13 protein-coding genes and 2 pseudogenes are annotated in these 16,237 nt (G+C 36.9%); 4 read left to right on the top strand and 11 right to left on the bottom strand.

Annotation, left to right across the window (positions count from 1 at the left end):
- Positions 1 to 168: 168 nt before the first annotated feature.
- From HX13_RS04475 to HX13_RS04430, 10 genes and pseudogenes are all read right to left on the bottom strand, one after another.
- Positions 169 to 1,498, bottom strand: a pseudogene (locus HX13_RS04475) (hydroxymethylglutaryl-CoA synthase family protein).
- Between the two features lie 284 nt (positions 1,499 to 1,782).
- Positions 1,783 to 4,293, bottom strand: a pseudogene (locus HX13_RS04470) (M1 family metallopeptidase).
- A gap of 23 nt (positions 4,294 to 4,316) precedes the next feature.
- Entirely contained in the window at positions 4,317 to 4,535 is a 219-nt protein-coding gene (locus HX13_RS04465) for a hypothetical protein (protein WP_050020066.1), read from the bottom strand.
- 82 nt (positions 4,536 to 4,617) lie between these two features.
- Positions 4,618 to 5,412 carry a thymidylate synthase gene (locus HX13_RS04460; RefSeq protein WP_050020064.1) on the bottom strand — a complete coding sequence of 265 codons (795 nt, stop codon included), beginning with the start codon at positions 5,410 to 5,412 and terminating at the stop codon, positions 4,618 to 4,620.
- A gap of 146 nt (positions 5,413 to 5,558) precedes the next feature.
- Entirely contained in the window at positions 5,559 to 6,209 is a 651-nt protein-coding gene (locus HX13_RS04455) for a hypothetical protein (protein ID WP_050020063.1), read from the bottom strand.
- 11 nt (positions 6,210 to 6,220) lie between these two features.
- Positions 6,221 to 6,661 carry a hypothetical protein gene (locus HX13_RS04450; RefSeq protein ID WP_050020062.1) on the bottom strand — a complete coding sequence of 147 codons (441 nt, stop codon included), beginning with the start codon at positions 6,659 to 6,661 and terminating at the stop codon, positions 6,221 to 6,223.
- A 70-nt stretch (positions 6,662 to 6,731) separates the two neighbouring features.
- The gene (locus HX13_RS04445) at positions 6,732 to 8,081 is read right to left on the bottom strand and encodes an alpha-amylase family glycosyl hydrolase (protein ID WP_050020061.1); all 1,350 of its coding nucleotides are present in this window, start codon (positions 8,079 to 8,081) and stop codon (positions 6,732 to 6,734) included.
- Between the two features lie 126 nt (positions 8,082 to 8,207).
- Positions 8,208 to 8,804: an IS1096 element passenger TnpR family protein gene (locus tag HX13_RS04440; protein WP_050020060.1), complete on the bottom strand. Its 597-nt coding sequence runs from the start codon at positions 8,802 to 8,804 to the stop codon at positions 8,208 to 8,210.
- 134 nt (positions 8,805 to 8,938) lie between these two features.
- Entirely contained in the window at positions 8,939 to 9,970 is a 1,032-nt protein-coding gene (locus HX13_RS04435; RefSeq protein ID WP_050020058.1) for a sensor histidine kinase, read from the bottom strand.
- Positions 9,971 to 10,018: 48 nt separating this feature from the next.
- On the bottom strand, positions 10,019 to 10,696 hold the full coding sequence (locus tag HX13_RS04430; RefSeq protein WP_050020056.1) for a response regulator transcription factor: 678 nt from the start codon (positions 10,694 to 10,696) through the stop codon (positions 10,019 to 10,021).
- A gap of 221 nt (positions 10,697 to 10,917) precedes the next feature.
- Here HX13_RS04430 and HX13_RS23390 point away from each other — a divergent pair, with 221 nt between their 5' ends.
- The 4 genes from HX13_RS23390 to HX13_RS04420 are packed head-to-tail and all read left to right on the top strand — an operon-like array spanning position 10,918 to position 14,786.
- A complete protein-coding gene (locus HX13_RS23390) occupies positions 10,918 to 11,370 on the top strand; it encodes a TonB-dependent receptor plug domain-containing protein (protein WP_238555027.1) in 453 nt (150 codons plus the stop codon).
- The gene (locus HX13_RS23385; RefSeq protein WP_238555026.1) at positions 11,357 to 12,367 is read left to right on the top strand and encodes a hypothetical protein; all 1,011 of its coding nucleotides are present in this window, start codon (positions 11,357 to 11,359) and stop codon (positions 12,365 to 12,367) included. The genes HX13_RS23390 and HX13_RS23385 overlap by 14 nt, the downstream gene beginning before the upstream one ends.
- A complete protein-coding gene (locus HX13_RS23380) occupies positions 12,318 to 13,529 on the top strand; it encodes a TonB-dependent receptor (RefSeq protein WP_238555025.1) in 1,212 nt (403 codons plus the stop codon). The genes HX13_RS23385 and HX13_RS23380 overlap by 50 nt, the downstream gene beginning before the upstream one ends.
- Before the next feature lie 36 nt (positions 13,530 to 13,565).
- Entirely contained in the window at positions 13,566 to 14,786 is a 1,221-nt protein-coding gene (locus tag HX13_RS04420) for a hypothetical protein (protein ID WP_050020054.1), read from the top strand.
- Between the two features lie 137 nt (positions 14,787 to 14,923).
- Here HX13_RS04420 and HX13_RS04415 read toward each other — a convergent pair whose 3' ends face one another.
- Positions 14,924 to 16,162, bottom strand: a complete 1,239-nt coding sequence (locus tag HX13_RS04415; RefSeq protein WP_050020053.1) for an amidohydrolase — start codon at positions 16,160 to 16,162, stop codon at positions 14,924 to 14,926.
- Positions 16,163 to 16,237: the final 75 nt, after the last annotated feature.

The raw sequence follows: 16,237 nt of genomic DNA, 5'->3' as shown, positions 1-16,237 counted from the left end.
TAACAAATAATAGAAATCTTAATAAATAAAATCCTTAACTCAATATCATAAAACCACAAATAAACAGCAAAAATTATATCAATTCAGTAACAAATGAGCCACAAAAACATAAAAAAAATAAAGCACTTCAACATGAGAAGTGCTTTTAATCATTTTTAAGTAATAATATCAACCTTTACAGTGATAATATCTGGCGCCCGTTAAAACAGGATTTTCCATTTCTATAGAAGTTAACCCAAATCCTTTATAATCCGGATTTACAGATTGCTTCAGCTGCTTTCTATACAATCTTTCATAGGTCTCAAAATTGATGGCTATTCTCTTGTTTAAATTTTCAAATAAGTTCCATTTTTCAACTACCTTTTTCCAGTCCGGAGAGATTTTCCCAGAAAAAACCTTAGATTTTGAACCGCTCCCATAGCCAAAGAATCCTATTTCTTCTCCGGACAATTCTTCATTTTCATTAAAAGAAATCTGTAAAGCAGAAAGTAATGCCATAAAAATAGAAGCAGTATACATATTCCCTATTTCAGAAGAAGCTCTTTGTGTCTTTTCAATTTTATGCTGAATCAGCTGAAGGTAATCTTCGGATTTGGCTATAGCTTTCTGCTCATCCGGAGACTCATAAGAAAGTCCGTTTTCAAGGCTGTAGATCTCTGTAAAAACTCTTTTCCCATGAAAAGCATAGGGAAGATGAAAGATCAGGTATCTCCAGGTTTCATAAGGTTTTACTTTTCCCGTTATTTCTTTATAATGATTGTAAGCTTCCCTTATTCTATCCTGGTAACATTGGTTGGAATACTGACCATCAAAAACAGGCTCATCGGTAAAAATTTCAATGCTATCCGGATAGGTGGCCGGAGCATTTTTTAAATCGTCTTTTTTATATGATCTTCTTGGCTTAAAAAAGTCAAAAACACTTTCTGATGCTACTCCCCAATTATTTTCAATTTCCAATAAATCCGGTTTTGAAGAAACCAGCAAAGCTACAGCTCCGCCTCCCTGTGTATACTCACCTGAGGAAGCCAGTTCGTATTTTGCATAATCACTGGCGATGACCACAGCTTTTTTTATCCGGATTTACCCTTACAAAATCCAGGGAGTTGTGCAAAGCATCTACCCCTCCTACACAGGCAAAAGTCATATCCACAACATCACAATTTTTAAAGCATCTTTCTCCAAACTCTTTCTCCAGGACTTTTTCCACCATTTGTACAGCATAAGATGCTGTAGGTTTTGCTGCATCCAGCGCACTTTCCGTTCCCAGATACACCCTTGCAATTTCTTTCGGATTGATGTTATAATCTTTAATAAGTTTCAGTAATGCTTCCGCTGCAAAGGTTGCTGCATCTTCATGTACATCCGGTAATCCCATTTTATGCAATCCCAATCCTTTTTCCAATTTCGCCGGTTCTATTCCTCTTTTCTCTGCCAAATCATTGATCTCCAAATACAAACCAGGCACATAATAGCTTGCTGCCTCAATTCCAAAAGTCATTCTATATAAATTTTTATACGAATTTATAAAATGTAGCCTGAATAACCTTTTAATATGACCACTTTTTAAGTCCTTGTTAATAACTCTACTTTTTCAACAACAAAAAACAGCATTACAAGTCTGCAATGCTGTTTTTATTTATCTGTGCCTGGGTTAACAAAGTAAGACTGTGGAAGATCAACAAAGAGGTTGAAGTTACTTTAGTTAATTATTGACAGTCATGCTACAATTGATTTTACTCCTAAAGAAGATAAAAATTATCTTTGATCTTCATAACTTCCAGCTTATTTAAAATTTTCAATCGCCTTATTCAAAGCATCGATTTGTTTGTTGATACTTTCTGCTTTCTGTGGATTTTGTTTCAGTAATTCCATTTTTTTGCTTAATCCGTCTTTCAGCATCTGGACAATCATCATTTTGGCCTGTGGATTATCTGCCATCTGGTTTTTGGCATAACCTAGCATTTTAGTAATGCTTTCAACCGCTTTCAGGTTATCTGAACTCATAATCCAGTTATATCCTTCTTCTGCCGTTTTTCCCAATTCAGGATTCTGGAATTTAACAAAGGGATAAAATGCAGCTAAAGGCGCAATATAGGTCATCTGGGAAGTAATTTTATTTTTAACAACAACGGGAAGGAAAAGTGCCAGTAATTCATCTGACGCTCCATTCAAATCAATCTTATCTGCCAGGCTATTGGCTCTTGATGGATCGATACCCAATATTGCACTTAAAGAATTTCCTCTCACAGCATTGGAAACGGCATTGACTCCTTTTTCAAAGACCGGAAGGTATTTTTTATCTTTTGTTTTCGCCAGAGCTCCGATAGCAGCTGCCTGTACCAATGTTTTGGGATCATTGGCTGCCAGCTTTTCTACTTCTGCTCCCAGTGCTTTCATCTGCTCGGAATTGGTAAGATCCGTCAGTTCCAGTGCTTTAATTCTTATCCTAAAGAATGGATCCTTCAATGCTGCTGCTAATAACTTTGTAGCAGCAGGGCTTTTTCCAACCTGATCTTTTATTCCTGTTAAGGCTTTATACCTGCTCTTAAACTCTTTAGAATTTGTAAACTGCAGTAAATTCTGTTCAGGAGTTTTGGTATCTGTAATATCTGCCAGTAAAACTCCATCTGCATTAATGTTCACCAGATCCGGAGCTTTCGAAACGTCAAAATTAAATGTATTTCTGGCTTCTGCATTTACCCATACATTGTACCTCTTCGGTTTTCCATTATCATATACATCAATAGCCAAAGGAAACTCGAACAGCTGATCCTGGGTTTGGTTAATCGTTACTGCAACCTGCTTTTTCACCGGTTCAAAAGTAAATGAGTAATTGATCTTTGGATTTCCACTTCCAAAATACCATTGGTTAAAGAACCAGTTCAGGTCTTTTCCGGAAACTTTCTCAAAAGAAAGTCTCAATTGATGAGCCTCTGCATTCTGATACTCATAGGTTTTGAGATAATCATTCATTCCGGCAAAGAAGGCATCATCACCCAGATAGTTTCTCAACATATTCAGGATTCCTCCTCCTTTCTGGTAAGTCACCAGATCAAACACATCTTCCCGGGAATCATAGTTGAATCTTACCAGGTTTTTCTTGAAATCAGATGGATTATGAATGTATGAGTTCACATCAGACATCAGGTGATAATCTGCCTGATCTTTCCCATATTTATATTCGTTCCATAGATATTCGGAATAGTTGGCAAAAGATTCATTTACGGTAAGGTTGCTCCAGCTTTCTGCGGTAACCAGATCTCCAAACCAATGATGGAACAATTCGTGGGCAATGGTATCTTCCCATGTATTTTCATCAATAAGCTGTCCCGGTTTTTGAAGAATATCACTTCCGTGGAGTGTTGCCGTTGTATTCTCCATAGCTCCACTCACATAATTTCTTCCTGAAATCTGTGCATACTTGGGCCATGGATAATCATAGTTCAGTTTTTTAGAAAAGAATTCAATCATTTCCGGAGTATTTCCATAAATCTGCTTTGCATAAGGCTCGTATTCCTTTTCTATATAATAGTCAACCGGAATATTTCTCCATTTATCTTTTACAATAGCATACTCTCCTACTCCCATGAAGAAAAGATAGGTGGAATGTCTTTTATCCATCACCCAGTGGTCTGTTCTAAGTCCGTTTGGTTCTTTCTGTGACCCTTTCAAAACCCCGTTAGAAAGGGTCACATATTTGTCAGGAACGGTCATATAGATTTCCTGGGTTGTCTTCTGGTTTGGTTTATCAATAGTCGGGAACCATGCAGAAGAAGATTCCGTTTCTCCCTGGGTCCAGATTTGTGTAGGCATGTCAGGTTCTTTTCCCTGAGCATTAATAAATTAAAGTCCTTTTGCATCATTAATTGCCATACTTCCTTTTTGCTTCACTTCATTCGGGCGGGCCGTATATTTAATATATACAGTATAATCCTGATTTTTCTGATAGGTTTTATCAAGACTGATCTTTAAAGTTTCGTCTTTATAGTCGTACTTCAAGGGAGATTTTTTGCCATTGCTTTCAAGAGCCACCTCATGGATAAGCATGCCTTTGGCATCCAGTATCAGTTCATTGGCAGGGTAAAAATAGGGTGAGGCGGTAAGCCATTCTTCCCCATTCATCTGCTCTTTCTGATAGTCAAAACTTACTTTCAGCTTGGTATGCTTTAGTTCCGTTACTTTGGTATGAGTAGCTCTGTATATTTTCTCTCTTCCTGAAGTTTCGGTTTGTGCTGCTACGTTGGCGGAAAATAAAATTCCAAGGATTGCAATCGATAAAATGGCCTTTCTCATCTGTCTACTTTATTATTTTTAAATTATTTTTTTATGATGATATCAAAAATATCGTTAACAAGGGTTTCGTAATCTCCTTTTTTCAACTGTTCTTTTGTTTTGGCAAAAGCTTTTTTCAGTTCACTTTCAGGATTTTCTTCGTCTATAATGTCTACAGAAGCAATTCCTTTAATCTGAAGTAAAATTTCTTTCAGTTTTTCTGCATCTGTATTTTCTTCAATACTAATTTTAAGTGATTTCATGATAAATAGGTAGAAAATTCGTTCTTAAAGTTACAAAAAAAGTGGAGTTTATAGCTCCACTTCCTTATATTATATATTGATATTAGACCGCTACAGGAGCTTTAATCCCCGGATACGGATCATAATTCTCCAACGTAAAATCTTCAAAACCGAAATCGAAGATATTTTTAACCTCAGGATTCAACTTCATTACCGGAAGCGGTTTAGGCTCTCTTGAAAGTTGTTTTTTTACCTGTTCAAAATGATTGTTATAAATGTGAACATCTCCAAAGCTGTGAACATAATCTCCAACTTCCAGCTCACAAACCTGTGCTACCATCATCAGTAATAAAGCATAGCTTGCAATATTGAACGGAACTCCAAGGAAGACGTCTGCACTTCTCTGATACAACTGTAAAGACAATTTTCCATCGGCTACATAAAACTGGAATAAGGCGTGGCAAGGAGCCAGGGCCATATTCGGAATTTCAGCTACATTCCATGCTGAAACAATAAGTCTTCTTGAATCCGGATTTTTTTTAATCTGGTCAATAACTTCCGTAATCTGGTCTACAATTTTCCCGTCAGCTCCGGTCCAGCTTCTCCATTGCGCTCCATATACAGGGCCTAAGTCCCCGTTTTCATCTGCCCATTCGTCCCAGATACTTACTCCGTTGTCTTTAAGATATTTGATGTTGGTGTCTCCTTTCAGAAACCAAAGCAACTCATAGATAATCGATTTCAAATGCACTTTCTTAGTGGTTACCAGAGGAAACCCTTTTGACAGGTCATATCTCAACTGATATCCGAATACACTTCTTGTACCGGTACCGGTTCTGTCTGTTTTATCGGTTCCGTTGTCTAAGATATGTTGTAAAAGATCTAAGTAGTTTTGCATGTAAGGAAATTTTATGGTCCAAATTTACTAAAAAGGATCAAAAAAAGCATCCCTTTTTATGAATGCTTTATATGCAAGGGATACTCATTTTCTATTAGATGTCTGAGTATCTGATCCCTGCGGGAAAGTTCCCGATAATAATATATCTACAGTACAGATACACTCACATCTTTACTATTTCCCTGAATCAACTTTAGCTGTCCGTATTTGTTTTTATCTATAAACTTATCATCCGAGTAATCCAGCTTCACCGGACCAAATTTTATAAGCTTCTTGAATCTGCTTTGATCAATGATATCCTTCGTTCCGTAATCTATGGAAATATCACCTATTGTTTTTAATTTCCCCCACCTGCTGTTATCCATGATATCGTCACCCCAGTAATCTACATTAAGGGTTCCTATTTTCTTCACCTTACCAGCCTTTTCCCTGGTAAACGCCGAATCATCCCAATAGTCAACAGTAATATTTCCTATGCTTTTCAGTTTGCCGGCTCGTTCATTATTAAAAGCTGAATCCTCCCAATAATCTATTTTTACACCACCTATACTTTTAAGCTTCCCGTATTTAATTTTATCAAAAACGGCATCGTCATAATATTCAACTTTCCCGTTCAGATCGGGAGCGCTGAAATCGGAAATTGATCCGTCAGCATTCAGGGTAATAACAAAACCTTCTACAGTAAGCTTTACCATTTCCAGATCGTAGGTTTTTCCTGAAACGGTAGCACGAACCTGGGCATTGATTGCGAGACTGCCCAATACAAAGGCAAAAAGAAGTAAATTTTTAAGTTTCATATTTCTGAGATTTACCAGATATTCTCAATATTCTGAGTCATATTGTTGATGGTAAATGTCTCTCCCATTTTCTTGCCAAACATGGCTTTAATAAGAGGGGATTCTGCAGAAACGGTCATGATCTTTTGGTTTTCAAACATAATTTCTCCCATAGAAGCGGAAACATAAAACAATCCTTTATTGGTTTTCACGATAGCCCCATTCTGAACTTTCTCAGCGGGGCCTGCATTTATTTTTTGCAACACAGCATATTGACTCAAAACCTCATTAAGCTGACGCTGAAGATTATTGATTTCCTGTTGAAGCATTTCACGCCCTGTTTCATACTTATCTCCCATTGAGCTTTTTGTATCATTATTGGAAGCCCGGGTTCCGGCAATGAGATTTTCAAAGTAATGAATTTTATCCCTGATTTTTATGGTAACAATGTTTAATATGTCCTGTTTGTTCATTGCAGCTGTGGTTTTATTTCGGCAGAATTAGCCTAACTATCATAGAGCCAAAATTGTAATAATTTTGAATTTATTTTTCAAATACGGCATAATCTGAAACCTGGAAGTTGAAATCTTTTCCTTCGTTGAAATTTCTTTTAGTTTTTTCAAAAACATTCCTGAAGGTTCCTGATACATGCTCATCTTCAATGCTAAAGCTGACAGCTTCTTTCGACATATTCAGGACAACCAGTACTTCATCTTTCCCGTTCTTTCTCACATAAGCCAGAATCTTATCATTAGCTGTTGTATTCAGCAGATAAGTGGTAACATTGATATCACCTCCTCTTAAAGCCGGGTTACATGCCTTCAGGTCCAGCAATGTTTTATAGAATGCTGCCATCTGGTAAGTATTGCTCCATTTAATAGCATCTTTTTCAAAGAACTCCAGCCGTTTCATATTGGGAAGTTCCTGACCTGAGTAAAGTAGCGGAACCCCATTCCATGTTGCAGAAAATACAGCCATAGGTTTTGTAATGACCCCATATTTTTCATATTCGGTACCATTCCAGGAATTTTCATCATGATTCGTTGTAAACCATGCTCTCATAGAGGCATCTCCGATATTGGAATATTGCACCAGTAAATCTTTTAACTCCTGAAGAGGTTCATTCTTTTTGTAATAATCTTCGGATTTATGCATCCATTTCCAGGAATAGCTAGCATCAAAAACTTTCCCATATTCAGGACTTTCCAATTCATCGAATTCTCCTAACCAGAAAAGGGGTTTTAGTTGTTCCACCTCAGGACGGGCCTGTTCCCAGAAGTCTACTTCCACCCAAGAAGCAAGATCACACCTGAAGCCATCAATATCGGTTTCTTTTACCCAAAACTTCATAGCGTCTATCATCTCCTGACGCATTTCCTGGTTTTTATAGTCCAATTCGATGATATCGTCCATTCCGGACGCCCTGTGGAAGCTTCCGTCCGGATCTTTTAAATAAAACTCCGGATGTGTCCTGGTCCAAATATGGTCCCAGCCGGTATGATTGGCAACCCAGTCAATAATCACTTTAAAGCCCAGGCGATGAGCTTCGTTAACCATGGCTTTAAAATCCTCTAATGTCCCGAATTCCGGATTAATAGAAGTATAATCAGCTGCTGCATACGGGCTTCCTAAGCTTCCTTTTTTATTCTGCTGGGCAATAGGAGTAATAGGCATAAACCAAAGGGTTTTCACTCCCATCGATTTCAGCCGGGGCATTTCTTTTGCAAAAGCTTTGAAAGTTCCTTCCTGAGTATATTGTCTTATGTTTACTTCATAGATATTAGTAGTATGTTTCCATTCTTTTGGCAACTCTGTCATTTTCCTTCTTTTTTTCTGAGTGGTACAGGAAACAATTCCCAGACCAATGATAGCTAATAAAATTAATTTTTTCATTAATCTATTTTTAACAAAAGTAAGGATTGTTTTTCAGGCAAAAAGCAAAAATCTTTCAACTTTCTATATTCACCTTGCACCATAAAAAAGCCCCGGGTTAAAAACCCGGGGCCAATATTTGGTTGATTATCTTTCATCATCATTGTCATCTTCATCATCAAAGACATCATCATTGTAGTCTTCTTCTTCCTCATCATCGAAGCTGTCATCTTCATCTACAAAATTTCCTCCTGTTACAAAGTCATCGTCGAAACCAAACTCATCATCTACCAAAGGCATTGCTGACTTCTTTTTACCTCCGCCGGCACTTCCGTTTTTGCTAGGAGCCTTTAAAGGGACATTTCCAAACCTGTATACCGTAATTGGATAATTAACTCCTTTAGTTTCTTCAATTACTTCTACAAGCTCACAGAAGAACTCCCAAAGATCAAGAAGTCCATATTGAAACTGTGCTTTGTTACCTACACTTTCAAAAGCCTCATCAATATAAATATCCGACATAATCTCCCCATCACCATCATCACTCATATCTTCCAATGGCACGCTTTTCACTATTGTTCCGTCATCCTCTAACAGATTAAAAGTAGAAAGCTCGTCTCCCTGCAGACTGAATGCGCTTTTAATTCCTAAATGTAAGTTCCATAACGTTTGTTTTCCCTTGACTTCAATATCACGGAAAATATCCTCTTTCGCATCTAATATTACGCGGATTTTGTAAACCATATCAGTTTCTTAAATTACTTTTTTGCCTTTATAATTATGATAAATCTCTGGTGCAAATATATAATAAATGACATGTGACAAAAAAATATTTCTGAATTTTTTAAAATATTTTTTTTTCTTACATTTTGCCGGAATTATTTACTTTTTTCAAGCATAAAACTGAACTTGGTACCTTCAAGGTAAACACTTTCTACGGTAATGTTTTCGTTATGAGCTTCAAGGATATGCTTCACAATAGCCAATCCTAACCCGGAACCGCCTTCCCTCCTGCTCCGGCTGGTTTCCACACGATAAAACCTTTCGAAAATTCTTGGCAGGATTTCAGGTTTTATTCCCATCCCGTTGTCTATAACTTCTATCAGAACTTTATTTTTCAAAACACTGGTTTTTACGATCACCTTAGCTTCCTGCCTGTTGGCATAATGAATCGCATTGGAAATAAGATTAATAAAAACCTGGGAAATCTTTTGTTTATCGGCTTCTACAAAAATCTGCGGATGGAGGGTCTGAATCTGTAGTGTAGTATTGCGTTTTTCAGCCTCAAGGTCAAGAAGGTCAAAAATTTCTTTAATCAGCAGGTTGACATCAAATTTTGAAATAGTAAGATTGATTTCTCCCGCTTCCAGCCTGTTGATCATATCAAGATCGGTAACAATGGCAATAAGCCTTTCAACGGACTTGTCAATCCTTTCCAGGTATTTATCCCTGATGGTAAGGTTATCTACTCCTCCGTCTCTTAAGGTTTCCACGTATCCCTGGATAGAAAATAAAGGGGTTTTAAGCTCATGGGAAACGTTTCCGATATATTCTTTACGGTAACTTTCCATCTCCTTCATCATATCAATTTCCGTTACTTTCTGCTGGTTCAGGTCTGAGAAGCGCTCTCCCAATTCTTTGATAGTAATATTCTCATCGCTGTTATTAACGATTCCCTGGGGAAGAATTTCTGAAAGTCCTTTAACCTGTTTTCTGCCGTAATAATTGAAGAGGAGCTCCAATACGACACAATTGATAATAAAGATCAGGATAACGCAGATTAAAAGTCCTGTTTTAAACTGGGGAGTTTCGTAATAGATATCTTTTAGTGAGTCAAAAATGACCACCAGAAAAAGCATTACCAATGTCAGCAGACAAGAGGCAACGAGAGTAAGCCTGTAAAATTTCAATTTTACAAAGTTTTAATTATTGAACGTAAAGTTAGGATTTTAAAATGATTAAACGATAAGCTTATATCCTATTCCTTTTAAGGTCTGAATAGTATTGATCCCCAGCTTTTCCCTCAATCTCCTGATGTGGACATCAATAGTTCTCTCTCCTACAATCACATCGTTACCCCAGACTTTCTCCAGGATTTCTTCTCTTTTGAAAACTTTTTCCGTATTGGAGGCCAGAAGATAAAGTAAATCAAATTCTTTTTTAGGCAGGAGAAACTGTTGCCCGCTTTTAGATACCCTGAAGTTATCTTTATCGATTACCAGGTCACCGATCTCAATCAGTTTCGCATTATCAGAGACCTGAGAGGTCAGCTGTAACAAAGCATTTACTTTGGAAATAAGGATTTTCGGTTTGATCAGCTTTACGATATAGTCGTTGGCACCTGCCTGAAATCCTGCCAATTGGGAAAACTCTTCGCTTCTTGCAGAAAGGAAAACGATAAGTGTTTTTTGTAGCTCTTTCACTTTACGAAGTTCCTGACAGGTTTCAATACCATCTTTCTCCGGCATCATGACATCCAGTAAGATAAGATCCGGAATAATTTCCTTCGCTTTTTCTATACCTTCATTACCATTGGTAGCCGTATAAATATCATAACCTTCTTTTTCTAAATTGTAAGACAGAATCTCTAAAATATCCAGTTCATCGTCTATTAAGAGTATTTTCTTTTGGCTCATTTCAAATTTTTACGGTTTCAAAGTTAATCATTTTTGAATGATAGATTAATAATTTAATTATCGTTCACATAAAGTTAACAATAATAGCTCATTCTTAATGTTTAGTTAAAAAAAAAATTAAATTTTACTAAACCATTTACCCCATCAATCTTTTATTCCTTTGCACCGAAAGAATCTAGTAAATAAAGTAAGTAAAAGAATGAAAATTAATAAACTTAGCATTGCAGTCTTATTTTTATCTGGATCAGTGTTTTATGCTCAGGAAACGAAGCAGGACACGATCACTAAGGAGAAAAAAAATTGATGGTGTTGTTATCCAGGGAAGCAGTAATAAGAAAACGGAAACTGCCGTATTAGGAGAACAAAAGAAAGCGATTATTCAGAAACAGGCTGTGAGTGCTGAAGAGATTTCCAGAAAAGGGATCTCCAACGTAGAGCAGGGACTTACCAAAGTAACGGGAATCACTACGGTAGAAGGAAGAGGGCTTTTCGTAAGAGGGCTTGAAGAGCGATACAACTATTTATTAATTAATGGCCTTGGCTCCCCTTCCAACAACCCTTTCCAGAAAATTATTGCTTTAAAGCAGTTTCCAACGGATGTTGTAGGTAAATTGAATATTTACAAGACTTTCAACTCCAACCTTTACGGAGATTTTGCAGGTGCTACGTTTTGATATTGAAACGCTTACGATTGATAAACCGTTTACAAAGGTGGAATTTGGTATTGGAGTAAATACCGTAAGTACTTTCAAAGACGGATTTAAGGTTTCAGAAGGAGCAGATGGATTTACTGGTTATCTTGGACTGAACTCCAGGGACAAAAAACTTCCTTCAGCTATTAGAGATTCAAGACCTAGTAACTACAGATTCTCAGGAGAAGAATCATTATCTCAGTTTAAAGATAGCTGGAATGTAGACAATGTAAAATCAATGCCTAATACAAGTATTGGTTTCACTACAGTGCAAAAAATGAAAGCCGGGGAAAACGGAAATCTTGGATTCTTATTTTCATTAAATCAAAGTTCGGAATTTTCCTATAAAGAAGGAGCAAAAAATCAATTTAAAGACTTCGGAGGTATCATCAATCTGAATAACGACCTGTTAAGAAAGCAATATAACTATCAGATAGAATCATCCGCATTATTAGGGATAGGCTATAAGAACAGAGGTACAGCAATTAATTTGAACGCCATGTATCTTCAGAATGTTAATAATATTATTGAAGATTATTACGGATATAAAAATAATCAGGTTCAGAATAAAAACATCGGGTTTTTCCGTACCAACCAACAGGATTTATCCAGATTTCTTAATATACAGCTAACCGGTTCCCAGAAAATTGGTGAAAGACATCAGGTAAAAGCCGGAGGAAGTTATGTAATCAATAATTATCAGCAGCCTGACAGAAAAATTCTGGAAGGAAGCCGTTTAGACTTGAATGGGAATGCCTTACCAGATAATCAACTACTTTTAGCCTATGGAGGGAATAACATTATCCGACAGTACCTGGATGTAAATTCAAGATTCTATGGCTCGGCATATGGCGAGTACTCTGTATTCCTGGGAGAAAAAGGGGACAAAAAAGACTTCCCAATGCAGCTATCCATTGGATATAACGGTTTTGCAGATCTTAGAAAAAACGTCTTACCGATTCCTTTTCGGAAAACCTAATGGTACTGCGGGACAAAGTTTTATCATTGATAAAGACTCTCCACAGGCCAAGTTTAATCAGGATTTGGCAAACAACAGATTCTTTTTCCAGGAAGAAACTGATGCCTCCAGCTTCTTCACAAGTATGTATCAGTTTGTTAATGCAGGATATATTAACTTTAACTACAAGCCTTCGGAAACATGGGACATTCTCATCGGAGGAAGATATGAAAACGATATGACGTTAATTCGTTTCTCTGAGCAGGGAGCGGCCCGAAAAACAAACTTGGATAAAGAAAGAAACCTTTTCTTACCCTCTCTTTCCATCAAAAAAGCACTTAATACAAAGAACAATTTAAGATTTTCTTTCAGTAAAACAGTAACCCGTCCTGTCTTAATTGAAACGATGGAAATTTCATATATCAACCCTGATAACGAAACTATCAAAGGTAATCCGGATATTAAACTGAGTGACAACTATAATTTTGATTTAAAATGGGAATACTTCCCTACAAACAAGGAGTTGTTTGCAGTAAACTTATTTGCAAAAAGAATTAACAACGCTATCGAAAGATCTTTTGTTTCTTCGGGAGATGCAAACGGAGTTACCGTTACTTTCTATAATGCTAAAAAGGCTGATCTGGCCGGAATTGAATTGGAAGGAATCGTAAGCCTGGGAAGAATATCTGAGTCTCTGGATAAATTTACATTAGGTGCAAACGCCACCTTTATGTATACCAATGTTGAAAGAAGTGAAGACCAATTAAAACTCGAACAACCCAATCCGAATTTTTATACAGGAAAGCTGGAAAAAAGAGGACTTCAGGGTGCTTCACCTTACACCATCAATGCAGACTTAAAATATGAAACAAAAACCAAAAATAATTTAAGCAGAACTTTATCTCTTGTATATAATGTTTCCGGCTCCAAAATCTATGCTGTAGGAACATCAGGATCTGATAATTTCTATGAAAAACCTTTCCATCAGCTTGATTTCGTCTACCAGGAACAAATTACTAAAAACTGGAACATAAAATTAGGTGTCCGAAATATTTTAAATAACAGATACCGAATTCTTTTAGGAGACAAGAGCTATTATAATGTACAAACGAACGGAATCAATACGTATACAGACTATTTCAGAGGGGTGACCTTTAATATGACTGTAGGATATACGTTCTAAAAATTAATTAAAAAATAAAGTATAAAAAGTATAAAAATGAAAAGAAGAGTTTTATCATTACTATCGTTAACTGCTATGTTAACATTAGCCTTAAATTCATGTACTATTGATGTTAATGATGGATTAGGAGATGGTACTCCCGTTACTCCCGGAACTACTGAAAGCGTATTAAGCGGAAGTGGAACTTTATCAGGAACTATTACAAAGGATATTCTTATTAAGAAAGGAAATTACACCCTGGACGGAATTGTAAAAATAACAAATAATGCTACCATCACTATTGAGGCAGGAGCAACTTTCAATGTTTCTACTTCTAAAACAAGTGGTCTTGTAGTTCTTCAGGACGGAAAAATCAACGCTGTTGGTACTGCATCTGAACCAATTGTATTCACAACTTCTACTAAGACTCCTGGTGATTGGGGAGGTATCACATTATATGGAAATGCTCCAATCAAGGCAATCAATGGAAATACACAAGCACTTTCTGAAGATGGTAATAATGTATATTATGGAGGAACAGATCCAAATTCCAATTCAGGAACAATGAAGTTTGTACGAGTAGAATATGCAGGTAAAAAAATAGGGGACGGTACTTCTGAGACTAACTCTATGACATTCTATGCTGTAGGTGCAGGAACAACTTTAGAAAACCTTGTTACTTATAAAGGAACAGATGACGGGTATGAATTCTTCGGAGGAACTGTAAGTGCCAAAAACATTGTATCTTATGGTAATTATGATGATTCATTCGATTGGCAGGATGCATGGAGCGGACAAAACAATACAAATTGGTATGCATTTCAAACAGGTGTTGGAAACTTCGGAATGGAAATTGAAGCTTCCAGCAACGTAGATAATACAGCTCCGAAAATTTCCAATATTACATTGATCAGAGATGCTAATACAAATCCGGAAGTAGCCAATTCTCCAGAAATTTCAGCCATTCAGTTTAAAAAGCAGGGAACGGGTATTTTCTCCAATGTTTACATCAGTGGATATAAAAATATTGGTACTCAAAAAGCATATTCTGTATTAATTCAGGATGCTCCTACAGAGACCAGCCAGTTTAATACAGGAAAAATAAAAGTGGAACCGCTTACCTACTTAAATTCTGATAATGCTGGAGTTTGGGGATATGCGTATACACCTGCCAGTGTAAAAACATTCACAAACACTGCAACAGTTACCAAAGTTTCTCTGGTACCGGGAGCCTGGGCTACCGTAGACGGAGTAAATCTTTTAGCAGCTTTACAATAACTAGTTTCTTTATTTCAATAGAAAAGCCATCAGAACGTTTCTGATGGCTTTTTTGATTTTATCTGGAATTAAAAAGCCACCGGAAATACCGATGGCAATTACAAAAAACAAGTGTATAAAAAAATATACTATATGATTTACTTTCTCCAGAACAGGTTCCCGTCATGCATCAGGGCCTTTATTTCAGACATTCTGGAAACTGCTTCTGCTGAACATGAGGCATCTGCTAAAACAACAGCAGCTTCATCTCCCGCTTTTGGCCATTGTTGGTTTCCTTTATCATCCAGAGGAAGAATGCTTTGAGTCGCAAACTGTAAAGCTCTTGATAATGCAAATTCTGTTGCATAACCATACAATTCAGCAATAAGATTGGCTTTCTGCAGCATATTTCCTGACCCGAAAGTACTCCAGTAATCCTGTACATTATCATTTCCGATCAGAACATTTACCCCATATTTTTTCAACACAGGAACAGGCATTATAGTTTTTTTAAATGGTACGGAAGAGACAATACCTACTTTTCCTTGTGCCAGTCTTTCAGCGATCTGCTCTGTTTCTTTTGGAGTAAGATGCGCTAGGGCAAAAGCATGGCTTACAAAGGTTTTCCCCTGAAGTTCCGGATTTTCAATGGTTTTATCAATCAGATAGTTAATCGTTTTCATCCCGGATTCACCTATCTCATGCAGGTGTATATCAATTCCTTTTTTATGGTCTAAAGCCAGCTGAACCGTAAAATCCATTACTTTTTCGATACTTCCATCGATGCTTAACGGATCCAGTCCACCGATAAAACTTACGCTTTTCAGTTTTGCAGCCTCTTTCATCAAAGGTGCCGATTCTGTATAGTAAACTCCATGCTGAGGAAAGGCAACAAGCTCTGCTTTGAAAGAATCCTTCTTATTTTCAAGGGCCTGTTCAAGATGTTCAAGCGATTTCAATCCTGAAGTAGGATCAATATTGAAATGGGTTCTTGCAAAATGGGTCCCGTAATGTTGTTGGAGGCTGATCAGCTGCTCTGCCCTTTCTACTGATGTTTTTAACAGTTCAGGAATGATTTCCTGTTCATAAGCGATCATATCTTTCACCGTTTTTCTTTTGGGAGAAAGTGCCTGCCATGGAAGACCGTATAAAGTTTTATCCAGATGGATATGCATATCTCTGAACGCCGGAAGCATTAAAAAGCCTTTAGCATCTATTGCATTGGAAGCGGGGTCGTTTACTTTTACCGATTTGATTTTTCCGTCTTCAATTTCAATACTGAAAAGGCCTGTTTTTGTTCCGGTTACCTCTTCATTTTCGTATTCAAAACCTGTTTCCAGGCGTACATTTTTCAGGGAGTATTTTCCTTTTGCAGTTAATTGATAGGGAAATTGCATGATTTAATTTTTTAACTATACAAAATTACATCGGCTTCTGTTCAAAACCGGTGTATCAATTATGTCTTGTGTTGT

It is taken from the genome of Chryseobacterium sp. P1-3, assembly GCF_000738495.1.
Classification (GTDB): domain Bacteria; phylum Bacteroidota; class Bacteroidia; order Flavobacteriales; family Weeksellaceae; genus Chryseobacterium; species Chryseobacterium gallinarum.
The sequence above is the reverse complement of the archived record's forward strand: the minus strand, read 5'-3'. Positions and strand labels throughout refer to the sequence as shown.